This is a genomic window from Kocuria sp. GQ42 (genome assembly GCF_059758435.1).
Map to the genome: position 1 here is coordinate 37,272 of NZ_JCAXEN010000008.1, position 22,011 is coordinate 59,282.

Annotated in this window: 18 protein-coding genes; 10 read left to right on the forward strand and 8 right to left on the reverse strand. The window is 75.5% G+C overall.

The annotated features are described in order from the left end of the window. Positions 1-200: 200 nt before the first annotated feature. Positions 201-1,163: a DMT family transporter gene (locus AC6CH6_RS15585; protein ID WP_498255805.1), complete on the reverse strand. Its 963-nt coding sequence runs from the start codon at positions 1,161-1,163 to the stop codon at positions 201-203. Between the two features lie 98 nt (positions 1,164-1,261). On the opposite strand from AC6CH6_RS15585, the gene AC6CH6_RS15590 reads away from it, so the two are divergent. From AC6CH6_RS15590 to AC6CH6_RS15600, 3 genes are all read left to right on the forward strand, one after another. Further along, positions 1,262-2,437 carry a PQQ-dependent sugar dehydrogenase gene (locus tag AC6CH6_RS15590; protein WP_498255806.1) on the forward strand — a complete coding sequence of 392 codons (1,176 nt, stop codon included), beginning with the start codon at positions 1,262-1,264 and terminating at the stop codon, positions 2,435-2,437. Positions 2,438-2,624: 187 nt separating this feature from the next. Continuing rightward, a complete protein-coding gene (locus tag AC6CH6_RS15595; protein ID WP_498255807.1) occupies positions 2,625-3,806 on the forward strand; it encodes a glycosyl hydrolase family 8 in 1,182 nt (393 codons plus the stop codon). Positions 3,807-3,925: 119 nt separating this feature from the next. Beyond that, positions 3,926-5,101: a DUF418 domain-containing protein gene (locus AC6CH6_RS15600; protein ID WP_498255808.1), complete on the forward strand. Its 1,176-nt coding sequence runs from the start codon at positions 3,926-3,928 to the stop codon at positions 5,099-5,101. A 30-nt stretch (positions 5,102-5,131) separates the two neighbouring features. On the opposite strand, the gene AC6CH6_RS15605 is transcribed toward AC6CH6_RS15600, so the two are convergent. The 5 genes from AC6CH6_RS15605 to AC6CH6_RS15625 are packed head-to-tail and all read right to left on the reverse strand — an operon-like array spanning position 5,132 to position 10,430. Then, positions 5,132-6,184 carry a siderophore-interacting protein gene (locus AC6CH6_RS15605; RefSeq protein WP_240722668.1) on the reverse strand — a complete coding sequence of 351 codons (1,053 nt, stop codon included), beginning with the start codon at positions 6,182-6,184 and terminating at the stop codon, positions 5,132-5,134. After that, entirely contained in the window at positions 6,181-7,146 is a 966-nt protein-coding gene (locus AC6CH6_RS15610; protein WP_498255809.1) for an ABC transporter ATP-binding protein, read from the reverse strand. Before AC6CH6_RS15610 ends, AC6CH6_RS15605 begins: the two co-directional genes overlap by 4 nt. Next, positions 7,143-8,222 carry a FecCD family ABC transporter permease gene (locus AC6CH6_RS15615; RefSeq protein ID WP_498255810.1) on the reverse strand — a complete coding sequence of 360 codons (1,080 nt, stop codon included), beginning with the start codon at positions 8,220-8,222 and terminating at the stop codon, positions 7,143-7,145. Before AC6CH6_RS15615 ends, AC6CH6_RS15610 begins: the two co-directional genes overlap by 4 nt. Continuing rightward, positions 8,219-9,310, reverse strand: a complete 1,092-nt coding sequence (locus AC6CH6_RS15620) for a FecCD family ABC transporter permease (protein ID WP_498255811.1) — start codon at positions 9,308-9,310, stop codon at positions 8,219-8,221. The genes AC6CH6_RS15615 and AC6CH6_RS15620 overlap by 4 nt, the downstream gene beginning before the upstream one ends. 13 nt (positions 9,311-9,323) lie before the next feature. Beyond that, positions 9,324-10,430 carry an iron-siderophore ABC transporter substrate-binding protein gene (locus tag AC6CH6_RS15625; RefSeq protein ID WP_498255812.1) on the reverse strand — a complete coding sequence of 369 codons (1,107 nt, stop codon included), beginning with the start codon at positions 10,428-10,430 and terminating at the stop codon, positions 9,324-9,326. 214 nt (positions 10,431-10,644) lie between these two features. Here AC6CH6_RS15625 and AC6CH6_RS15630 point away from each other — a divergent pair, with 214 nt between their 5' ends. The 3 genes from AC6CH6_RS15630 to AC6CH6_RS15640 are packed head-to-tail and all read left to right on the forward strand — an operon-like array spanning position 10,645 to position 15,826. After that, a complete protein-coding gene (locus tag AC6CH6_RS15630; protein WP_498255813.1) occupies positions 10,645-12,114 on the forward strand; it encodes a pyridoxal phosphate-dependent decarboxylase family protein in 1,470 nt (489 codons plus the stop codon). Beyond that, on the forward strand, positions 12,114-13,436 hold the full coding sequence (locus AC6CH6_RS15635) for a lysine N(6)-hydroxylase/L-ornithine N(5)-oxygenase family protein (protein ID WP_498255814.1): 1,323 nt from the start codon (positions 12,114-12,116) through the stop codon (positions 13,434-13,436). The genes AC6CH6_RS15630 and AC6CH6_RS15635 overlap by 1 nt, the downstream gene beginning before the upstream one ends. Further along, a complete protein-coding gene (locus tag AC6CH6_RS15640) occupies positions 13,433-15,826 on the forward strand; it encodes a GNAT family N-acetyltransferase (RefSeq protein WP_498255815.1) in 2,394 nt (797 codons plus the stop codon). The genes AC6CH6_RS15635 and AC6CH6_RS15640 overlap by 4 nt, the downstream gene beginning before the upstream one ends. A gap of 50 nt (positions 15,827-15,876) precedes the next feature. Here the strand turns inward: AC6CH6_RS15640 and AC6CH6_RS15645 are convergent, their stop codons facing one another. Together AC6CH6_RS15645 and AC6CH6_RS15650 are read right to left on the reverse strand one after the other, a co-directional pair. Continuing rightward, the gene (locus tag AC6CH6_RS15645; protein WP_133411067.1) at positions 15,877-16,929 is read right to left on the reverse strand and encodes a hemolysin family protein; all 1,053 of its coding nucleotides are present in this window, start codon (positions 16,927-16,929) and stop codon (positions 15,877-15,879) included. Further along, the gene (locus AC6CH6_RS15650) at positions 16,926-18,389 is read right to left on the reverse strand and encodes a hemolysin family protein (RefSeq protein WP_133411066.1); all 1,464 of its coding nucleotides are present in this window, start codon (positions 18,387-18,389) and stop codon (positions 16,926-16,928) included. The genes AC6CH6_RS15645 and AC6CH6_RS15650 overlap by 4 nt, the downstream gene beginning before the upstream one ends. A 597-nt stretch (positions 18,390-18,986) precedes the next feature. Here AC6CH6_RS15650 and cspE point away from each other — a divergent pair. The 4 genes from cspE to AC6CH6_RS15670 all read left to right on the forward strand — a co-directional run bounded on the left by cspE (position 18,987) and on the right by AC6CH6_RS15670 (position 21,975). Beyond that, the gene (cspE, locus tag AC6CH6_RS15655) at positions 18,987-19,193 is read left to right on the forward strand and encodes a transcription antiterminator/RNA stability regulator CspE (protein WP_035923571.1); all 207 of its coding nucleotides are present in this window, start codon (positions 18,987-18,989) and stop codon (positions 19,191-19,193) included. Between the two features lie 168 nt (positions 19,194-19,361). Next, positions 19,362-19,712 (forward strand): hypothetical protein, encoded by a 351-nt coding sequence (locus AC6CH6_RS15660; protein WP_368812608.1) that lies wholly within the window; start codon positions 19,362-19,364, stop codon positions 19,710-19,712. A gap of 58 nt (positions 19,713-19,770) precedes the next feature. After that, positions 19,771-20,865 carry a hypothetical protein gene (locus AC6CH6_RS15665; RefSeq protein ID WP_498255816.1) on the forward strand — a complete coding sequence of 365 codons (1,095 nt, stop codon included), beginning with the start codon at positions 19,771-19,773 and terminating at the stop codon, positions 20,863-20,865. A gap of 93 nt (positions 20,866-20,958) precedes the next feature. After that, positions 20,959-21,975, forward strand: a complete 1,017-nt coding sequence (locus AC6CH6_RS15670; protein WP_498255817.1) for a DNA topoisomerase IB — start codon at positions 20,959-20,961, stop codon at positions 21,973-21,975. Positions 21,976-22,011: the final 36 nt, after the last annotated feature.

The window sequence follows — 22,011 nt, forward strand, 5'->3', positions numbered from 1 at the left end:
CCGCTGCGGAGCGGGCAGAAAGCGGCCGGTACGAGATCGCCCCCGCACCGGCCCAGCCACCAGGGAAATCAGGAAGATCCGGCGGCCTCGCCCCATCCTACTGAGACCCCGGTCACGGATCACCCCTTGATTTTCCGGACCGCGTGGGAACCGGCGCGGGCCGCCGCCGCCGATCGACCGGCAGGACGCCCGGCGGCAGCTCATGAAGAACCGTGACGGACTCCGCGGCCGCTGCGGCGTGGAGCGCCTCCGCCCGGGCGGGACCGGCCGGCGTCCCGGCGGCGGATGCCGGCGCGGGGCAGGCCCGGCAGCTGTCCCGCCAGGGACGCGACGAGGGCCAGTCCGAAGCCCGCGGCCTGGAGGCCCGTGAGCGTCTCGTCCAGCAGCAGGAGGCCCAGGACCGCGGCCGTCACCGGCGTCAGCGGGATCAGCAGGGTCAGGCTCGTGGCCGGCACGCGCCGGCCGGCGTGGAACCACGCGGCGTAGGCGACGGCGCCGCCGGGCAGCGCCAGCCAGGCGTACCCGAGCACGGCCGGCAGGTCCAGGACGAAGGCGCCGGTGTCCAGCAGGGGCACGAGCGGGGCGATCATCAGACCGCCCAGGGTCAGCTGCCAGCCGGTCGCCGCGAGCCCGCTCATGCCGTCGGGCAGACCCCACCTGCGGGTCAGGACCACCCCGGCGGCCATGACCGCGGTCCCGGCGAAGGCCGCGGCGAGCCCCAGGGCGTCCAGGGTGACGGTCCCGGCGAACACGGCCACGGACACGCCCGCCACCGCGGCGAGGGCCCACAGCATCCGGGGCAGCGGCGTGCGCTGCCGGAAGACCAGCAGCAGCAGGAGCGCGGCGACCAGGGGCTGGGCGGAGCCCACGACCGCGGCGAGACCGCCCGGCAGGCGGTAGGCGCCGAGGAACAGCAGGGGGAAGAACGCCCCGAAGTTGAGCAGCGCGAGCACCGCGAACCGTCCCCACCAGTCCCGCGGTGGCCGCTGCCGGGTCAGGGCGAGCAGCAGCAGCCCGGCGGGGAGGGCCCGCAGGAGGGAGGCGGTCATGGGCCGGTCCGGCGGCAGCAGCTCGGTGGTGACCACGTAGGTGGTGCCCCACACGACCGGCGCCACGGCGCCCAGGAGGATCAGCCGGGCACCACCGGCCGGGGCGTGGTCCACCGGCGCACCTCCGATCCGATCCGCTCCGCGCCCCGTCCGGGGCATGATGCCCCGATCCTACGGGTCCGGTCCGGCGGAGACCGGAGTAGATTGCCACCATGGACATCCGCGGGGGGATCGTGAGCACGCTGTCCGTGCTCGTGCTGCTGCTGAGCGCCTGCGCCCCGGAGGGCGGCGGGACCGTGGCCACCGGCGAGCGCCTGGGCGCCCCGGCGGACGCCCCCGCCCTCGACGTCGAGGTCGTCGTGGGCGATCTCGAACTCGCGTGGGACGTGGCCCTCACCCCGGAGGGCACCGTGCTGGTCACCGAGCGGGGCGGCCGGCTGCTGGCCCACGACGAGCAGGGCACGCGGGAGGTCGCGGCCGACCTGGACGACCTGTTCGTGGGCAGCGAGGCCGGGCTGATGGGCCTGGAGGTCTCCCCGGACTTCGGGCGGACCCGGGAGATCTTCCTGTGCCACGCGACGCGCACCGGAGACGGCCGGCCGCAGGACGTGCGGGTCACCCGCTGGCGGCTCGACGAGGGCGCCGCGGCGGCCGAGCGCACCGGGACGGTCGTCGACGGCCTGCCCATCAGCTCCGGCCGGCACAGCGGCTGCCGGCTGCGCTTCGTCCCGGACGGCACGCTCCTCGTGGGCACCGGAGACGCCGCGCAGGGCGCGAACCCGCAGGACCCCGACTCGCTCGGGGGCAAGACGCTGCGGCTGCACCCCGACGGCACGGTCCCGGAGGACAACCCGTTCGCCGACCGGGACGGGCCCGGGGCCGCCGTCCACACCCTGGGCCACCGCAACGTCCAGGGACTGGCGGTGCAGCCCGGGACGGGCACGGTCTGGTCGGCGGAGCACGGTCCCGGCACCGACGACGAGATCAACGTCCTGGAGCCCGGCGCCAACTACGGGTGGGACCCGGCGCCCGGCTACGACGAGTCCGTGCCCATGACCGATCTCGAGGAGTTCCCGAACGCGCTCCCGGCCGCGTGGTCCTCCGGGCGCCCGACGGTCGCCCTCAGCGGGGCCGCCTTCCTCGAGGGGGACCAGTGGGGGGCGTGGGAGGGCGCCCTGGCGGTCGCGGAGCTGAAGAACACCGGCGTGGGGGTCTACCGGGTCGAGGACACCGCGGTCACCGGGCTGACCCGCATGGCGGAGCTGGAGAACGACTACGGCCGGCTGCGCTCGCTGACCCTCGACGACGAGGGCGCGCTGTGGGTCACCACCTCCAACGGCGACGACGACGCCGTCCTGCGCGTCACGGCGAGCGCCGGCGACTCCTGAGCGGGGCGCCCGACACGCCGGAGTGCGCCGGTGCCGCCCGCCCGCCGGGCGGCTCCGGTTGACTGACGCCTGACACCGTCCCCCGAACGGCCCCCGCGGAACGGTCCCCCCGGTGACGCGGCCCCCGACCTCGTCAGCATCCCCCTCCCGCACCCCCACCCCCCTCTCGGGCCCAGGGAGTCCCCCCATGCACCGCCGCACCCTTCTCGCGCTGGGCGCCGCCCTCGCGACCGTCCCTGTCGCCGCCCCGGCGACCCCCGCACAGGCAGGAACCACGCTCACTCCGAGCAGCACGACCCAGCGGCAGCTGGACGCCGCGATCCGCACGCTGTGGGCCGGCTGGACGTCGTTGCTGCGGCACGACGCGGCCCGCGGCTGGTGGGCCGTCCGTGCCGATGCCCAGAACGGGGCCAACCCCTACGTCGCGGAGGGGCAGGGGTACGGGCTGATGCTCTGCGCCCAGCTGGCGCCCCTCGACCCCCGGGCCCGCGGCTACGTCGACGGGATCACCCGCTACGTCCTGGACCACCCCTCCCGGATCGACCCGGGCCTGCACGCCGCCGAGCAGGACGACCGCATGGTCTCCCACCACGGCCGGGACAGCGCCACCGACGGCGACCTGGACCTCGCCATGGGGTGGCTGATGGCGCACCGGCGGTGGGGCTCCGCGGGGACGTACGACTACCGGCGGCTGGCCCTGGCCCGCATCGCCGCGATCAAGCGCTCCCTGATCTCCCCCACCACCGGGCTCCTCGAGCTCGGGGACTGGTCCAACGGGGCCTGGCAGAACGTCTCGCGCCCGAGCGACTGGATGATCGGGCACTTCGGGGCGTTCCACCGCGCCACGGGGGACGTGAGCTGGGCAGCCCTCTGGGGGCGGCACCTGGCCGCGGTCCGGCGCCTGCAGTCGGTCCACGCTCCGCGCACCGGCCTGCTCCCGGACTTCACCGTGGGCTCCGCCTCGACCATCGCCCCCGCCCCGGCCCACACCCTGGAATCCGGCCACGACCGGCACTACTACTACAACTCGTGCCGCGTCCCGCTGCGGCTGGGGGCGTCCCGGCACCCGGAGGCCCGGGCCGCCGCGGCCCGCATCTCCGGCTGGGCGCGGACGAAGTGCGGCGGTGATCCTGCCCGGCTGCCCTCCGGCTTCACCCTGGACGGGGCGACCCTGCCGGGCGGGGGCTACCAGGACCTCGCGTTCATCGCGCCCCTGCTCGTGGGCGCTCGCTGGGGCGGTGACCAGGCCTGGCTCGACGCCCTGGGCCGCTGTCTGGCGTCCCGCACCGAGTTCACGTCCTACTACTCCAGCTCGATCCAGCTGCTGTCCATGGTGAGCGTCTCCCGCGCCTACGCCCTCCACCCCTGAGCCGGCGCGGCCCGCCGTGCTGCGCGTCGCCCCCGGCCCGGTCGACGGCGGATCGGCGCCCCGCCGGGCTCCGTCCCGGGGCGGATCCGCCGCGTGCCGGAGCCGGGCAGAGTGGACCCATGCCCGCTCCCGCCCCCTCCCGCATCGCGGCCCTCGACGTGGCCCGCGGTCTCGCGATCCTCGGTACGCTCGCCACCAACATCTGGATCTTCAGCCACCAGGGCGGCTTCCTCGGCTACCTGACCGATCCGCTGGCCGGCACCGCCGGCGGAGCGGCGCGCGCTGCCCAGGCGCTGCTGATGGCCGCGGCCAACGGCAAGTTCCTGGGTCTGCTGATGCTCCTCTTCGGGATCGGCCTCGCCGTCCAGCACGCCTCCGCCCGGCGGCGCGGACTCGCGTGGCCCCGGTCCTACCGGGTGCGGGCGGGGATCCTGTTCCTGGACGGGCTGCTCAACTACCTGCTGATCATCGAGTTCGACGTCCTGATGGGCTACGCGCTCACGGGGATGGTCGTGGCGTGGCTGGTGACCACCTCGGAGCGGGTGCAGCGCGGCGTCGTCCTGGCGTGCGCCGCCGCGCACGTCGCGGTGATCGGCGCGTTGACGGCCGTCCTGGTCGTCGTCCCCGCCGGGGATCCGGCCGAGGCCCTGGCCCGGCCGAACCCCTACGCCGACGGCACGTGGTGGGAGCTCGTGCTGCTGCGGGTGGACGCCGTCGTCCTGTTCCGCGCCGAACCCGTCCTGATCCTCGCGCTGGGGGTGGTCATGTTCCTGGCCGGGCGGTTCCTGTGGCGGGCCGGTCTCCTCGTCCCGGACGGGGGCCGGTGGCGGCGGCGGCTCATGGTCCTGGGCCTGGGGGCCGCCCTGCCCGTGGACCTCGGCCTGAACGTCCTGGGCGGTCAGGCCGGTGCCTTCCTCGCCCGCTACACCACCGCCCCGGTCGTGGCGCTGGGTCTGCTGGCGCTCGTGGCGCACCTCGGTGTGCGTCGTCCCGGACAGCCGCCGTCCTGGGCCGCACGGAGGCTCGCGGAGGTCGGCCGGACCGCCCTGAGCTGCTACCTGCTGCAGAACCTCCTGGCCTCGGCGCTGTTCTACGGCTGGGGCGCGGGCCTGGCCGTGGCCGCGGCCCAGCACCGGCTGCCCGCCACGGTGCTCGGCTGGCTGCTGGTGTGCGCCGCCGTGCTGGTCTTCGCGCACCTGTGGCTGCGGCGCTTCCCGCGCGGCCCGCTGGAGGAGCTCACGGCCCGCGCCGCCGGCGCGCGCCGGGCCCCTGCGGCCGTGACCCGCGAGGGCTGAGACCTCGGACCCGACCCGGCGCGCGGCCGCTCAGGACTCCGCCTGGCCCTGCCGCCAGTAGCCCATGAAGGAGACGTGCTCCTTGGGGATGCCGGCGGCGTCGACGCACAGCCGGCGCAGCGCCTTGACGGTGCCGGACTCGCCGGCGAGGAACACGTAGGGGGCGTCGGCGCGCGCGGGGGCGGCCACCGACCAGGCCCGGGGCTCCGCGGCGTTCTCCGCGACCGCCAGGGCGGGCGTCCCGCGGCCGCGCTGCGGGCGGCGGCCCGCCAGGACGTCGTCCACGGCTCCGCCGGGCAGCTCGAGCAGGCGCGCGAGGCGCACCGCGGCCCGGTGCCCGTGCCCGGCCGGCTCGGCGCCCCCGGCGCGCGGCAGGACGTGCAGCCGGACGTCCGGAAGGTCGGCGGGCAGGCAGTGGGCGGCGACGTCCTCGGGGTGCGGGACCTCGAGCACCACGTCGAGGCGGGGGCGGGTCCCGCCGGCGGGCAGCCCGTGGTGGGCGTCCGTGAACTCCTCCGCGACGGACATCAGGGCCGGGGCGGCGGTCTCGTCCCCGACGGCGAGCACGCGCTGGGCGCCGCCGTGGTCCCACGCCGCCCAGGGCCGCTCCTGGGGGCCGGGTCCGAGCAGGTACACGCGCTCGCCGGGGGACACGGCGGCCGCCCACCGGCTGCCCGGGCCGTCCTGGGCGTGCCCGCCGTGCACCACCACATCGATCACGAGCTCCGGGACCACCATCCCGCAGAACGTGGTGCGCCGGACGCCGCGCACGGTGTAGGTGCGCATCCACCCGCGCTCCTCGGCGGGCCGGGCGAACCAGCCCTCCCGCAGCCCCAGGGACAGGTCCGCCCGCTCGGGCTCGCGGCCGGGGGGCGGGACCAGCAGCTTGATGTAGGCGTCCCGGCACCGGGTCCGGTCCCCGGCCCCGATGAGCGCGGGGGACAGGCCGGCGAGCTCCGGGCCCGCCAGGGTGATCCGGCGGAAGGACGGGCACAGCTGGGTCACGGACGTCACGGCGGCCTCGACGCACAGCACGGGGTCCGCGCGGGCACCGGTGGCCTCGGGGGTGGGGATGACGGTCACGGCAGGGTCCTTCCGATCTCGGCGGCGGCCCGGGGCGCGGGCTCCAGGGCCACGGGTGCGGCGGGCGGTACGGGGTGGGAGCCCTCGCGGGCCCGCCCGCGGGGCAGGACGACGGGCCGGCCGCCCACGGGGTCCCGGGCGACGTCCGCCCGGAGCCCGAAGACCTCGGCCAGCAGCTCGGGGGTGAGCACCTCGGCGGGCGTGCCCACGGCCACGATCCGTCCCGCGGCCATCGCCACGAGCCGGTCGGCCACGCGCGCGGCCAGGTTCAGCTCGTGCAGGACGGCGACGACGGTGGCCCGGCCGGCACCCGGCCCGTCCGGGTGCTCCAGCCCCCGGAGCATGTCCAGCAGGTCCACCTGGTGCGCCAGGTCGAGGTAGGAGGTGGGCTCGTCGAGGAGCATCGTGCGGGCGCGCTGGGCCAGGGTCAGGGCGATCCAGACTCGCTGGCGCTGCCCGCCGGAGAGCTCCTCCACAGGCCGCGCGGCCAGGGCCGTGAGCTCGGTGAGCTCCATCGCCCGGGCCACGGCCGCGTCGTCGTCGGGGGAGGGGGCACCCCACCACCGGCGGTGCGGGTGCCGTCCGCGCTCCACGAGCTCGGCGACGGTCAGGCCCTCCGGGACCACCGGCGACTGCGGCAGGAGGCTGACCGAGCGGGCGTTCCGGCGGGCGTGCCACTCGCGCACGCCGCGGCCGTCCGCCTCGAGCGTGCCGGCGAGCGGGCGCAGCTGCCGGGACAGGCCCTTGAGCAGCGTGGTCTTGCCGCAGCCGTTGGCGCCGATGAGCACGGTGGTGGCCCCGTGCGGGATGTCGAGGTCCACCTCCCGCACCACGGTGCGGTCGTCGTAGCCCAGGGACAGGCCGCGCATCCGGAACGCGGGGACGCCGGCCCCGGGGTCCCCCACGGGCTCCTCCACGGGGCGCAGGCCGGGGCGCACGTCGTCGCGCAGCTCGGGGCTCATGCCAGGGCTCCTCTCCGCTGCCGCAGGAGCAGCCACAGCATCACGGGGGCGCCCACGGCGCCCGTGACCACACCGGCCGGCAGCTGCACCTGCGCCACCAGGCCCGCGCCGACGGCGTCGGCGACCACCACGACCACGGCGCCCACGAGGGCGCACGCCACGATCGAGGTCCGTCCGCGGGTCAGGGCGGTGGCCACCGGGGTGGACAAGAGCGCCACGAAGGCGAGCGGGCCCGTCGCGGCGGTGGCCACGGCGGCCAGCAGCACGCCCAGGCCCAGGGCGAGGGCCCGGCTGCGCGCCGGGCGCGCCCCGAGCCCGGCCGCCAGCTCCGGGCCGAGCTCGGCGGGCTCGAGCGCGCGGTGCACGACCACGGCCGCGGGCACGGCCAGCAGCAGGCACGCCCCGAGGACCGTGATCCGGTCCCACGTGGCGGCGTTGAGGGAGCCCGCGGTCCAGAGGGCGGCGTCCTGGGCGGAGTTCAGGGACAGCCGTGCCAGCAGGGCCGCGGTGAGGGCCTGGGCGAGCGCGGCCACGCCGATGCCGGCGAGCAGGAAGCGCTCGCCCACGATCCCCCCGGTGCGCAGCCGCACGGAGGCGGTGGCGATCAGGGCCGCGGCGAGCAGCGCCCCGGCCAGGGCGGTCCAGGACACGGCCGTGCCCCGCAGACCCCACAGCGCGGTGCCGGCCACGGCTCCCGCCGCGGCGCCGTAGGTGATGCCCAGGATGTCGGGGCTGGCCAGGGGGTTGCGGAGCACCCGGCGGAACAGGGCGCCGGAGCAGCCGAGGGCGGTCCCGGCGAGCGCGCCCAGCACGGCGCGCGGCAGCTTCTCCTGCAGCACGATGAAGCTCGCCCCGGGGATCTGCTCCCCGGCGAGGATCGCGAAGAAGTCGGGGACCGTCACGGTGTAGCGCCCGAGCAGCACGCGCACGGCCAGGGCCGCGAGCAGCGCAAGGGCCAGCAGGGCGACCGCCCGGCGGGTGCGGCGGGTCCGGTCGCGGCGGACGCCCCGCACGAGCTCGGCGGCGCCGGGCTCCGCGGGGGCGGCGGGCGCGGGGGCGAGCACGGCGCCGGTCACAGCGTCACGCTCCGGCCCCGGCGCAGCAGCGCCAGCAGCACGGGCACGCCCAGCACCACGGTGGTGACGCCCACGTGGATCTCCTGGGGCGGGGTCAGCACCCGGCCCAGGACGTCGGCCGCGAGGAGCAGCACGGGGCCCAGGACCACGCTGAACAGGACGATCCAGCGGTAGTCGCCGCCGAGGAGGCGGCGCACGGCGTGGGGCACGAGCAGGCCCACGAAGGCGATGGGGCCCGCGAGCGCCGTGGCCGAGCCGGAGAGCAGGACCACGCCCACGAAGACGAGGACGCGCTGCACGCCCAGGTCCACGCCCAGCCCGTGGGCGAGCTCATCGCCCAGGGCCATGGCGTTGAGCCCCGAGGAGCCGCCCAGCACGAGGAGCACGCCGAGCAGCACGAGCGGCGCCACGGCGGCGAGGTCGGTGGTCTCGGCGCGGGCGACCGAGCCGATGCTCCAGAACCGGAAGCGGTCCAGGACCGCGGGCAGCATCAGCACCACGGAGGAGGTCAGCGCGGTGAAGCCGGCGTTCACGGCCGCGCCGGAGAGGACCAGGCCCGCGGGGGTCGGGGCGCCGCCGCCGAGCCGGGACGAGCCGAAGACGAGCACCGCGGCCACCGCCGAGCCGGCGAGGGCCAGGGCGGTGAGCTGCCACGTGGCCACGAGGCCGAGCCAGCCGATCCCGAGGACCACGGCGCACGCCGCGCCGGCGGTCAGCCCGAGCAGCCCCGGGTCGCCCAGCGGGTTGCGGCTGACCCCCTGCATGCCGGCGCCGGCCACGGCCAGGGCCGCCCCCGCGAGCACCGCGGTCAGGGTGCGGGGGATCCTGCTCTGCACCACGGCGGCGTCGATGCCCAGGCCGGCGGAGACCTGCGCCCAGCCGTCCTCCAGGAGCGCGGCGGGCAGGCCGGTGAGCACGGCGACCACGGTGGCCGGGTCCACCGAGCGGGCCCCCCAGAACAGGGAGGCCGCGGCGGCGAGGGCCAGCAGCAGCACGGCCGCGGACAGGGCGAGGCCCCGGCGCCGCTGCGCGGTGCCGGGGACCTGCCGGGTGGCCCGGGCGGGGGAGACCGTGCTCGTGCTGCTCACCGGGACCGCGGTCTCACCGGCCGCCGGCGGACGCGGCGGCCTCGGCGATGTCCGGCAGCACGTTCTCGAGCGCCCACGGGATGCTCAGCGGGGAGGCGGCCGAGACCGAGAGCACATCCTGCTGGTCGCTCTGGAGCACCAGGGCGTCGTTCTCGACCGCGGGGACGCGACTGAGCAGGGGGTCGTTCTCGATGGCCTCCCGCACGCTGTCGTCCTCGGCCCAGCTGACGAAGACGTCGGAGGTCAGCTCGTCGGCGCGCTCCGGGGACCAGGTGATGAAGAACTCGTCCTCCTTGCCCTCGGCGGCCTCCGCGACCGCCTCGGACTGGACCATGCCGAGGGACTCGAGGAACTTGGGGCGGTTGTCCACCGCGGTGTAGGCGAAGATCTGGTCGGCCGCGGACGGGTCGAGCGTGCCGTACACGAAGGACGTGTCCTCGAGCTCCGGGTGCTCGGCGGCGGCGTCCTCGATCTGCTGCTCGACGTCCGCCACGACCTCGGCGGCCCGCTCCTCCCGGCCCAGGGCCTGGCCGATGAGCTCGGTGGAGTCCTGCCAGGACGTCCCGTAGGCCACGGCGTCCTCGGGGAAGCCGACCACGGGCGCGATCTCGGAGAGCTTGTCGTAGTCCTCCTGCGTCAGCCCGGAGTAGGCGCCCAGGATGACGTCCGGCTGGAGCGCGGCGATCGCCTCGAAGTTGATGCCGTCCGTCTCGGCGTAGGTCTCCGGGGCCTCGGCGCCGGACTCCTCGAGCGCGGCGTCAAACCAGTCCGTGGAGCCGTTCTCGTTGGCGCCGAAGTCCAGGGCGGGCACCCCGACCGGGACCACGCCGAGGGCGGTGGCGACGTCGTGGTTGACCCAGGACACCGTGGCCACGCGCTCGGGGGCCTCCTCGATCGTGGTCTCGCCGAAGGCGTGCTCCACGGTGCGCGGGAACTCGCCGGTGGCGCCCTCCGCGGACGCGGACCCGCTCCCGGACTCCCCGCCCGCCGGGCCGGTGGAGCACCCGGTCAGGACCAGGGCCCCCGCGGCCAGCGCGGCGACCGGGGCGAGGACGCGGCGGCGCGCGGCGGACGGGGCGGGGAACAGCGGGCGCGGAGCGCGGGGGAGCAGAGAGGCCACGGCCACCCTTTCGGACGTCGACGGCGGGACCGTCGGTGGGACGCGAGGTGAGGCAAGGGTTGCCTAACCCGGCAAGACAGAGATCACCCTAGGGCGTGATCCGGCGAATACGCAACACGAGCATGATGTAATCGCTCCGCCGATGTGGTTAGGTATGCCTTGCCTAACTCCACGAGGGGCCCGAGCGGCCCCGTCGACCCCCTGCGAGGAGCCCATGCACGACTTCCTGCTGACCCACGACACCCCGGCGCAGTACGCCCGCGCCCTCCACGAGACCGTCGACGTGCTCGCCGTCCACCTCGCCGGCGCCCGGAGCCCCCGCTCCGCCGCCACGCCCGAGGAGCTCGAGGAGCTGGTCGCCGCGGTGGACCTCGAACGGCCCCTCGGGGACCTCGGCGCCGTGGTCGAGGAGACCCGGCGGCTCTACCTCGACCACGCCGTGCACTTCCACGCCCCGGGCTACATGGCCCACCTCAACTGTCCCGTGGCCATCCCGGCGGTGGCCGCCGAGGCGCTCACCGCCGCGGTGAACACGGCGGTCGAGACCTGGGACCAGAGCACCACCGCCACCCTGGTCGAGCAGCGGATCGTGGACTGGACCGCCGCGCGGATCGGCTTCCCCGCCGCGGGCGAGCCGGACGGCGTGTTCACCACCGGCGGCACCCAGTCCAACCTCCAGGCGCTGTTCACGGCCCGGGAGGAGCGCCTGTCCCGGGCGCACCCGGCGTCCCGCGGGGAGCGGCTCGGGCGGCTGCGGATCGTGGCGGGGGAGCACGCCCACTTCAGCATCGCGAAGGCGGCGCACCTGCTGGGCCTGTCCGCGGACGCGGTCGTGCCCGTGCCCGCCGCCCGGGGCGGAGCCCTGGACCCGGTCGCCCTCGAGCGCGTCCTGCACGACGTCGCCGCGTCCGGCGCGGAGGTCGCCGCGGTCGTGGCCACTGCCGGCACCACGGACCTCGGGGCGATCGACCCCCTGGCCGACGTCGCCCGGGCATGCACCGCCCACGGCGTCTGGCTGCACGTCGACGCCGCCTACGGCGGCGGCCTGCTCGTCTCGCCCGCCCACCGCCACCGGCTGGACGGGATCGAACGGGCGGACTCCGTCACCGTGGACTTCCACAAGTCCTGGTTCCAGCCGGTCGCCGCCTCCGCCCTGCTGCTGCGGGAGGGGCGCAGCCTGCGCTTCTCCACGTGGAGCGCCGAGTACCTGAACCCCCGGCACGCGGTGCGGCCCAACCTCGTGGACAAGTCCCTGCAGACCACCCGCCGCTTCGACGCCCTGAAGCTGTGGATGACCCTGCGCACCGTCGGCGCCGAGGGGATCGGCCGCGCCCTCGACCGGGTGCTGGAGCTCGCCCAGGAGGCGGGCCGGATCGTGGACGAGACCCCCGACCTGGAGCTGGTGGCCGAACCCGTGCTCTCGACCGTCCTGTTCCGGCACCGGTCCCCGGACACCGACGACGACGCCGCGGACCGGCTCGTGGAGACCGTGCGGAGCGCGCTGTTCGACTCCGGCCGCGCCGCGGTAGCCTCGACCGTCCTCGACGGCCGCCGGTGCCTGAAGCTCACGCTCCTCAACCCGGCGACGACCACCGAGGACGTCCGGGGCGTGCTGGACCTCGTCCGGGCCGCCGCCCGCGGTGCCGCGCCCCGCCCGCTCGAGGCCGCGGCGGGAGCCCGCTGATGGCCCCCGCGACCGGGCACGTCCACGACCTGCTGGGCATCGGGATCGGCCCCTTCAACCTGGGCCTGGCCTGCCTCGCCGCACCGCTGGAGGACCTCGACGCGGTGTTCCTCGACGCGAAGGACGCCTTCGACTGGCACCCCGGGCTGATGCTCGAGGATGCCACGATCCAGGTCCCGTTCCTCGCCGACCTCGTCACCCTGGCCGACCCCACCTCCCCCTACTCCTTCCTCCACTACCTCAAGCGGACCGGACGGCTGTACCCGTTCTACATCCGGGAGGACTTCAACCCGCTGCGCGCCGAGTACAGCGCCTACTGCCGGTGGGCGAGCGAGCAGCTCGACAGCCTGCGCTGGGGCCGGGAGGTCGTCGGCGTCGAGCGCGACCCCGCCGACGACGCCTACGTGGTCACGGCCCGGACGGCCGCCGGGACGGAGCAGTGGCGGGCCCGCCGGCTGGTCCTCGGCGTCGGCACGGTGCCCGCGGTGCCCGCGGGCGTGGACCCCGCCGCCGGCACCGTCCTGCACACCAGCGACTACCTGCCCCGGCGCGGGGAGCTGCTCGGGCGGGGGAGCGTCACCGTGCTCGGCAGCGGCCAGTCCGCCGCCGAGGTCTACCGCGACCTGCTCGAGCGATCCGGCGCCGACGGCCCGCGGGTGGACTGGATCACCCGCTCCCCGCGGTTCTTCCCCATGGAGTACACGAAGCTCACCCTCGAGCTGACCTCCCCGGAGTACGTGGACCACTTCCACGGCCTCGGCGCGGACCGGCGGGACCGGCTCAACCGCGAGCACGCCAGCCTCTACAAGGGGATCAGCGCGGAGCTGGTCAACGACATCCACGAGCTGCTCTACCGCCGCTCGGTGCACGGGCACCCCGCCGGCCTGCTGACCACGAGCACCACCCTCACGGGGGTCGAGCAGGACGGCCGCGACCTGGTCCTCGCCCTGCACGACGACGAGCTCGAGCGCGGCTGGCGGCACCCCACCGGCGCCCTGGTGCTGGCCACCGGCTACCGCGCCGAGGTCCCCGCCTTCCTCGCCCCGGTCCTCGACGACATCGCGTGGGACCCCGCCGGCCGCTACGACGTCTCCCGCGACTACGCGGTCGACCACGAGCGCTCCCGGATCTGGGTGCAGAACGCCGAGGTGCACACCCACGGCCTGACCTCCCCCGACCTCGGCATGGGCGCCTACCGCAACAGCGTCATCCTCCGGGCCGTCACGGGCCGGGAGGTCTACCCGGTCGAGCCCGCCATCGCCTTCCAGACCTTCGGCGTCCCCCGGGGCGCCGCCCAGGACATCCCCCAGGAGACCGCATGACCGCCCGCCCCGCGCCCGCCCGTCTCGCCACCCCCGGCGGCGTCCTGACCCTCGAGCCGCTCGTCCCGGACGCGCCCACCGTCGAGCTCCTGCACGCCTGGCTCACCCACCCCCGGTCCCGGTTCTGGGACCTGCTCGACGCCGACCCCGAACGCGTCCGACGCACCTTCGCGGCCGTCGCCGAGGACCCGCACTGCGACGCGTGGCTGGCCCGCCTCGACGGCGTCCCGCTCGGGCTCGTCGAGACCTACGACCCCGGCGCGGTGCTCCTCCCCGGCCACTACGCGCACCGGCCCGGCGACGTGGGGATGCACCTGCTCCTCGCCCCCGCCCGGACCCCCGTGCCGGGCACGAGCGCCGCCCTCATGGCCGCGACGCTGCGCTGGCTCTTCGAGGGGCGCGGGGCCCGGCGCGTCGTCGTCGAGCCGGACGTCCGCAACACCGCCGTCCACCGGCTCAACGCCCGCGCCGGCTTCGAGGTCCACGGCCCGCTCGAGCTGCCCGGCAAGACCGCCCTGCTCAGCACGTGCACCCCCGAGGGCTTCGCGGCCTCCGAGCTGGGCCCCGCGGCCGCCGTGGTCCCCGTCGCGGTCCCCGGGGAGGAGGCCGACGACGGGCCCGCCCACCTCGGCCTGCACCCGATGCGGATCGCCCACCGCCACCTGTGCTGCAAGGCCCTGGCCGAGTTCGCCCACGAGCGGCTGATCGCCCCCGAGCCCGTGGGGGAGGGGCGCTTCGAGGTCCGCACCGGCGGGGACCGGGTCCGCTACCGGTTCCGCGCCCGGCGCACCGCCCTGGAGCACTGGGTGCTGGACGAGGGCTCGCTGCGCCGCTCCGTGGACGGCGCGGACGCCGAGCCGGACGCCCAGGCGCTGGTCACGGAGCTGGCCCCCGCGCTCGGCATCCCCCCGCACCTGCTGGCGACCTACCTCGAGGAGATCGCCGGGACCCTCGCCTCGGCCGCCTACAAGCTGGTGCACCGGACCCGGCCCTCGGCCGCGCTCGCGGAGGCGGGCTTCCAGGACGTCGAGGCCGCCATGACCGAGGGGCACCCCGGCTTCGTGGCCAACAACGGCCGGATCGGGATGGGCGTCACCGAGCACGACCGCTTCGCCCCCGAGGCCGCCCGTCCCGTGCGCCTCGTGTGGCTCGCCGTCCGCCGGGAGCTCAGCCGCCTCGACACCGGGCGCGGCCGCACCGAGGAGCAGCTGTGGGCCGGCGAGCTGGACCCTGCCGTGCGGTCCCGCTTCCGGGCCCGGCTGACCGGTCTGGGCCTGGACCCGGAGGACTACCGTTCCCTGCCGGTGCACCCCCACCAGTGGGAGCACCGGATCGCGGTGACGTTCGCCCCCGACCTCGCCCGCCGGGACCTCGTGCTGCTGGGCACCACCGGGGACGAGCACCGGGCGCAGCAGTCGATCCGCACGTTCTTCAACGTCTCCCGTCCCGACCGGCACTACGTGAAGACCGCGCTGGCCGTGCAGAACATGGGCTTCCTCCGGGGGCTCTCCCCCCGGTACATGCGCGACACCCCCGCGATCAACGACTGGGTCGCCGACGTCGTCGCGGCCGACCCGGTGCTCGCGGAGGCCGGGTTCTCGGTCCTGCGGGAGGTGGCCGCGGTCGGCTACACCGGGGACGCGTACCACCGCGCCGCCGCCTCCGGCCACGGGGAGGAGGGCCCGCACACCAAGATGCTCGCGGCGCTGTGGCGGGAGAGCCCCGTGCCCCGGCTCGCGGACGGGGAGCGGCTCGCGACCCTCGCGTCCCTGCTGCACGTCGACGCCGGCGGCACGCCGCTGGTCTCCGTGCACGTGCGCGCGTCCGGGCTGGACGCCGCGGACTGGGTGCGGCGGCTGCTCGACGTCTACCTCGCCCCGGTGGCCCGGTGCCTGCTCGCCCACGACCTCGTGTTCATGCCGCACGGCGAGAACGTCGTCCTCGTCCTGGCCGGGCACGTCCCCCGGCGGGCGGTCATGAAGGACATCGGCGAGGAGGTCGCCGTCGTCACGGACCGGCCCCTCCCGGAGGGCCTCGAGCGGATCCGGCACGTGGTGCCTCCCGCCACGGCGGCGCTGTCCGTGCACACCGACGTGTTCGACGGTGTGCTGCGGCACCTCGCGGGCCTGCTGGAGGCCGACGGGCTGCTGGCCGCGGACGAGTTCTGGGACCTCGCGGCGCGGTGCCTCCAGGACGTCGCCGACGCCGACGCCGACCCGGCCGGCGCGGACCGCGTGCCGCTCTTCGCGCCCCGGTTCGAGCACTCCTGCCTCAACCGGCTGCAGCTGCTCAACACCCTGCAGATGGTCGACCTGACCGACCAGGCGGCGTCCCTGCAGTACGCCGGGACCCTGGAGAACCCGGTGGCCGGGCGGGTGCCCGTGCGCTGAGCGTGACGCGGCCCCGCCCGGGTCCGGGCGGGGCCGCGTCACGGGTGGGGTCAGGCCGACGTGCTGGTCGCGTCCCGGACCTCCCCGACGAGCTCCTCGAGGACGTCCTCGAGCGCCACCACGGAGACCTCCCCGGCCGTCGTCCCCCGTCCCTCGACGAGGGCCAGGTGGGCGTTGCGCTGCTGCATGGAGCGCATGACCCGCCGCAGCTTGGCGTCGGCGGGCACCGTGGCGAGCCGGCGGACGGCCTCCTGCGGGACGGGGGCGTGGCGGCGCTCGGCCGGGGTCGCGAGCAGGTCCTTGGTGTGGACGTAGCCCACCAGCGTCCCGTCGTCCTCCCGGACGGGGAACCGGGAGAAGCCCGTGCGCGCGCAGATCCGCTCCAGCTCCGCCACGGTGGCGGAGCGGGGCACGGTATGCAGCTGTCCGGCGGGGATGGCCACGTCCTCCGCCGTGAGGTGCTCGAAGTTCAGCGCCCCGGTGAGCAGGGTGATCTCGTCCTCGTCGAGCAGGCCCTCGCGGCCCGACTCGGCGACGAACCCGGCGACCTCGTCCGAGGTGAAGCTCGAGGCGACCTCGTCCCGGGGCTCGGCCTTGAACACGTACCGGACCACGAGGTTCGCGGACTGGTTCATCAGCCAGATGAACGGGCGGAAGACCAGCACGAAGACCCGCAGGACCGGGCCCAGCAGCAGGGCCGAGGCCGCGGGCCTGGCGATGGCCATGTTCTTGGGCACCATCTCGCCGATCACCATGTGGAAGAACGTGACGATGAGCAGGGCGATGACCAGCGCGACCGGGTGCACGAGCCCCTCGGGCACCCCGGCGTCGGCCATGGGTCCCTCGATCAGGTGGGCGATCGCGGGTTCCCCCACGGCGCCGATCAGCAGGGAGCAGGCCGTGATGCCCAGCTGGGTGGCGGCCAGGGACGTCGAGACGTCCTCGATGCCCTTCAGGGCGATCTTGGCGGCGCCGGAACCGGCGGCGGCCCTCGGCTCGATCTGGTCGCGGCGGGCCGAGACCATGGCGAACTCCGCGGCCACGAAGAACGCGTTGCCGCCCAGCAGCAGGACCAGGAACAGGATGGCGAGGCCTTCGCTCATCGGGACTCACCCCTCTCGGTGTCGACGGCCGTGGAGCCGGACGCGTCGCCGGCCCTCTCGCCGGCGCTCTCGGCCGGTGTGCCCGCGGGCGTGGCGCCGCCCGCCTCGGCGCGGCGGCCGTCGCCGCGCCGGACGACGATCCGGTCCACCCGGTGCCCGTCCAGCCGCACCACGGTCAGGGTGACGTCCGTGGTGGTGGGCAGGTTGTCGTCGTCGCGGTGGACGTGGTCGACGGCCTCGAGCGTGACCGTGTCCCCGCCCAGCGGCAGCCGGTCGAGCTTCTCGGCCATCAGCCCCCCGAGGGTGTCGGACTCCCGGCCCTCGGGCAGCTCGAGGCCCATGACGTCGCCGAGCTCGTCGGGGCGCAGCAGCCCGGACACCGAGATCCCCCCGTCGCGGGTGCGGCGGTAGCGGGCGACGGTCTCGTCCTGCTCGTCGTCGATCTCGCCGACGATCTCCTCGATCAGGTCCTCGAGGGTCACGATCCCGGCGGTGCCCCCGTACTCGTCGACGACGACGGCCATCTGCAGCCCGGGCCTGCGCAGCTCGCGCAGCAGCGGGTCCAGGGTCATCGACGCGGCGACGGTCGTCGTCGGGACCGCGATCTCGCGGACCGTGCGGGTGCCGCGGTCCTCGAAGGGCACGGCGAGGGCGTGCTTGAAGTGCACGACGCCCACGATGTCGTCGACGGAGTCGCCCTCCACCGGGAAGCGGGAGTGGCCGGTCTCCGCGGAGATCTCGACGAGCTCCTGGACGGTGTGGTCGTCGAGGAAGGTGACCTGCGGGCGCGGGCGCATGACGTCGGCGGCCGTGCGGTCGCCGAACTCGATGGACCGCGCCACCAGCTCGGCGGTGCCCGGGTCCAGGGTGCCCTCGGCCCCGGAGCGGGAGACCACCGCCATCAGCTCACCGGCGGTGCGGGCGCTGGCCACCTCCTCGGTCGGGGTGAAGCCGAGCAGCTTGAGCACCCAGTTGGCCGAGGAGTTGAGGAACGTCACCAGCCAGCCCAGCAGCAGCATGAAGATCCGCTGCGGGTGGACCACGAGCCGGGACACGCGCATCGGCTCGGCGATCGCCCAGTTCTTCGGCACGAGCTCGCCGAAGACCATCTGGGTGAAGGTGGCGAGCACGAACGCGGCCGTGGTGGCGATGCCGGTGGCGGCCCCCTGGGACATCCCGGTCAGGCCGAGGCCCTGCGCCAGGAGCACGCCCAGGGAGGGCCCGGCGAGGAACCCCACGATCAGGCTGGTCAGGGTGATGCCCAGTTGCGCGCCGGAGAGGTTGGTGGCGGTCTTCGTCAGGGCCCGCTCGATGGCGGCGGCCCGGCGGTCGCCGGCCTCCTCGGCGGCGCGGACCTCGTTGCGGTTGACGGTCAGGAACGCGAACTCCACGGCCACGAAGAGGGCGTTGCCGAGGATCAGGAGGACGGCCACGGCGAGCAGGATCCATGCTTCCAGCATCAGGGGAACCTCCCCCCGGCCGAGGGGACACCGGTGCGGGGCGCCGGGGCGTCCGGACCGGCGGCGGCCGTCGAGGCGCCGCGGGCGGGGGGCGTCGCCGCCCCGCTGAGGACGGAGAGGACTTCCATCAGCCCCACCACCTCGTCACATCTGCACGGCCCGAAGGCCGGGGTCTGTCACAGGGCGCGTCGCAGTGGGCGCTCATGATCTCCGTATCCGTTCGTGTCCGCGACCCGGCGCCGGGCCGCACGGTCCAGAATTTAGCACCCCGGGCCAGGGGGAGCCCAGGGCGCGGGCGCCGGGGACGGGACCCCGGGCGGCCGGGACCGCCCTGCCCGCTGCGGCCCGCTCCGCGCCGGGTCTCCCCGGGGCCGTCCCCCGGGATGGGGTGGGAGGGCAGTGGGACCCGTCACTGTGCTTCTCCCCGAACACCTGTAGAGTCATCACCAGTTGTTGAAGTTTCGTTCTTGCAGTTCAAGCAGTTCGCCCGGACATCGGGTACGGCAGTTTTTCTGAGAAGACGTTTTGGCAGGCATCGCAACGCCCGAGCACCCCGATCGCCGGGGACGCTCCGTTTCCCAGAAAGACAGGTTCCCCATGACTACTGGCACCGTGAAGTGGTTCAATGCCGACAAGGGCTTCGGCTTCATCACCCCCGAGGACGGCTCCAAGGACGTGTTCGCGCACTTCTCCGCGATCAACTCCGGCGGGTTCCGCTCCCTCGAGGAGAACCAGCGCGTCGAGTTCGAGACCCAGGACGGCCCCAAGGGCCCCCAGGCCGCGAACATCACCGTGCTTGCGTGAGCACGCCCTGATCTCCTCGTGAGATCCCCGGCGCCGGGCCGTCCAGCCCGCCGCCATCCCCAGGAATCGCCACCCGGTGCGCCGGGTGGCGATTCCCGTGTGCGGGCCGTCCCCGCCGCGGCGCTGCCCTCGCCCGGGTGGCCCTCCCTCTTCTTCGAAAGCTCCACCATGAAACACACCATGTCCGTCCTGGTCCAGGTGGACCTCGACGGCACCCACGTCCGAGTGCTCGTCACGGGATGCGTCACGGAGGCCAACCAGCACGTGCTCCACCCCGTGATCGAGCGCGCCCGTGCGCTCACCGCCGGCGTGCACGTGCACGTCGACCTGGCCTCCGTCCAGCACCTGGAGCCCACCGCGGTGACCCTGCTGCGCGCGGCCGTCGACCACGGAGGGGTCTCCTCCGGGTCCGGGGCCGCCGGCATCACCGTGCCCACCGGCCCCCGCACCCACCCGCTGCGCACGCTGCCGGCCCGCCCGCTCCGGCACGCCGAGACCCTCCCCGCCCTGGCCGCCTGAACCCCGCCGGCTCGGTCCCCGAGTGGCGTTTCCCCGGGTCCTGCCCGAGGATTGAGCGGTGCCCGACGACCGTTCCGCCACCGCCGACCCCGCCCACGACTCCGTGCCCGAGCTGCTGGTCGGCCTCGTCCTCTCCCCCCAGATCGCGGGCGCCCTGCCCCGGGACCTCGCGGACTCCCTGCCGGGGCCGCTGCACGCGCGCTATCCCGGGGTGCGCTGGCGGGTGGCGGCGGTGACCGACCGGCTGGTCGTCCCGCCCGCCGACGGCCTGGACCTGCTCGAGGCCGCGCGCGACCGGATGCTCGACGAGGACTGGGACCTCGTCGTGGTCCTCACGGACGTCCCGCTCAAGGACGGCCGCAGCCCCGTGCTCACGCAGCTGAGCCCCGTGCACGGCGTGGGCCTGGTCGCCGTCCCGGCCCTCGGCGCCCTGCACGTGGGGCAGAAGGTCCGGCAGACGACCGTGCGGGTGGTCGGCCACCTGCTCGGCCACGACACGGAGGACGCGGACGACGCCGACGCGCAGGAGGAGCTCGTGCGGCGGGCGCGGCAGCGGTCGGAGGACCTGGAGGACCGGCCCGAGGACAACGCCGTGCAGTTCACGGCCCGCGTCCTCGGCGGCAACGTGCGCCTGCTGCTCGGGATGATCCGCGCCAACCGGCCGTGGACCCTGGTGGTGCGCCTGTCCCGCACGCTCGCCCTGGCCGCGGCGACCGGCGTGCTCACCCTGGTCGCCTCGGACCTGTGGCTGCTCGCCGCCGCCTACGGGCCCTGGCGGCTGGGGCTGCTGGGCCTGCTGTCGATCGCCGCGGTGACCGGCGCCCTCGTCGTCGGCGCCCGGCTGTGGGAGCGCCCGCGCCGGCGGGCCGAGCGCGAGCAGGTGGCCCTGTTCAACCTCGCCACCGCCGCCACCGTGGCCATCGGCGTCTCGGTCTTCTACCTCGCGGTCTTCGCCCTGTCCTGGCTCGGGGCGCTGCTGCTCGTGGACGGCGGAGTCTTCGCGGCGGTGATCGGCGCCCCGGCCGGGGCGGTGGAGTACGTCAAGCTCGCGTGGCTGACCGCCACACTCGCCACCGTGGGAGGGGCCCTCGGGGCCGGGCTCGAGGACGACGACGCCGTGCGCGCCGCGGCGTACACCCGCTCGGAGCCCTGACCGGGACCGCCGCCGGCCTCGTCCGCGCGGACGTCGACAGTCAGTAGACTTGGTGTTCCCGGGGTGCTCCCGGAGCCGACCCGGGAGGACACCATGGCCGCCGCTCAGCAGAGCCCCGCGAAACCCCGCACGCCCCGCACGCCGCGCCTGCGGCGCAGCAACTGCAGCCGTCCCGGGATCACCCGCCGCGGGTACGGCAAGGGGTTCGCCTACCGGCACGCCGACGGCACGAAGGTCCAGGACGGGGAGGAGCTCGACCGGATCCGCGGGCTGGCGATCCCCCCGGCCTGGAGGGACGTGTGGATCAGCCCCCAGCCCAACGGGCACATCCAGGCCACGGGGGTCGACGGCGCCGGGCGGCGCCAGTACATCTACCACCCCCGGTGGCGGGAGCTGAAGGACCGCGAGAAGTTCGACCGTGTCCTCGACTTCGGCGACACGCTCCCGCAGGCCCGCCCGGCCGTCACCCGGCTGCTGCGGACGGAGGGCGCCACGGAGGAGAAGGCCTGTGCGGCGGCCTTCCGGCTCATGGACGAGGCCGCCCTGCGCATCGGCAACGAGGAGTACGCCCAGTCGAACGGCTCCTACGGCGTCACCACCCTGCTGGTCCGGCACGTCCGGGTGGACGGCCGGGACGTGCACCTCGACTTCCCCGGCAAGAGCGGGCACCGGTGGACGCTGAGCCTCCGGGACGCCGACCTCGCCGCCGCGCTCGCGCCCCTGCTGGAGCGCGGCTCGGACGAGACCGCGCTCGCGTTCCGCGACGAGGACGGGCAGTGGACCGGCATCACCAGCGCCCGGCTCAACGACTTCGTGCGGGACCGGTGCGGCCCCGACTTCACCGCCAAGGACTTCCGCACCTGGCAGGGGACGGTGACCGCCGCGATGGCGCTCGCCGCCCGCGCCGACACCCGCCCGAGCGAGAGCGCCCGGAAGAAGGCCGTGTCCGCAGCCATGCGGGAGGTCGCCGAGCACCTGGGCAACACCCCCGCCATCGCCCGCAGCTCCTACACGGACCCGCGCGTGATCGACCGGTTCCTGGACGGCGAGACCATCGACGCCGCCACCTACCGGGCCGCGGAGCGGTCCCTGCGCGGATTCCTCACCTGAGCCGCGGGACCGGGGCGGCCGGGCGGCCGCCCCGGT

Bases quoted from the DNA above. Each gene is read 5' to 3' on its own strand.
- AC6CH6_RS15630 (WP_498255813.1), top strand. From the start codon at position 10,645: ATGCACGACTTCCTGCTGACCCACGACACCCCGGCGCAGTACGCCCGC.
- AC6CH6_RS15645 (WP_133411067.1), bottom strand. From the start codon at position 16,929: ATGAGCGAAGGCCTCGCCATCCTGTTCCTGGTCCTGCTGCTGGGCGGC.
- AC6CH6_RS15670 (WP_498255817.1), top strand. From the start codon at position 20,959: ATGGCCGCCGCTCAGCAGAGCCCCGCGAAACCCCGCACGCCCCGCACG.
- AC6CH6_RS15595 (WP_498255807.1), top strand. From the start codon at position 2,625: ATGCACCGCCGCACCCTTCTCGCGCTGGGCGCCGCCCTCGCGACCGTC.
- AC6CH6_RS15600 (WP_498255808.1), top strand. From the start codon at position 3,926: ATGCCCGCTCCCGCCCCCTCCCGCATCGCGGCCCTCGACGTGGCCCGC.
- AC6CH6_RS15590 (WP_498255806.1), top strand. From the start codon at position 1,262: ATGGACATCCGCGGGGGGATCGTGAGCACGCTGTCCGTGCTCGTGCTG.
- cspE (WP_035923571.1), top strand. From the start codon at position 18,987: ATGACTACTGGCACCGTGAAGTGGTTCAATGCCGACAAGGGCTTCGGC.
- AC6CH6_RS15660 (WP_368812608.1), top strand. From the start codon at position 19,362: ATGAAACACACCATGTCCGTCCTGGTCCAGGTGGACCTCGACGGCACC.
- AC6CH6_RS15650 (WP_133411066.1), bottom strand. From the start codon at position 18,389: ATGCTGGAAGCATGGATCCTGCTCGCCGTGGCCGTCCTCCTGATCCTC.
- AC6CH6_RS15610 (WP_498255809.1), bottom strand. From the start codon at position 7,146: ATGAGCCCCGAGCTGCGCGACGACGTGCGCCCCGGCCTGCGCCCCGTG.
- AC6CH6_RS15640 (WP_498255815.1), top strand. From the start codon at position 13,433: ATGACCGCCCGCCCCGCGCCCGCCCGTCTCGCCACCCCCGGCGGCGTC.
- AC6CH6_RS15635 (WP_498255814.1), top strand. From the start codon at position 12,114: ATGGCCCCCGCGACCGGGCACGTCCACGACCTGCTGGGCATCGGGATC.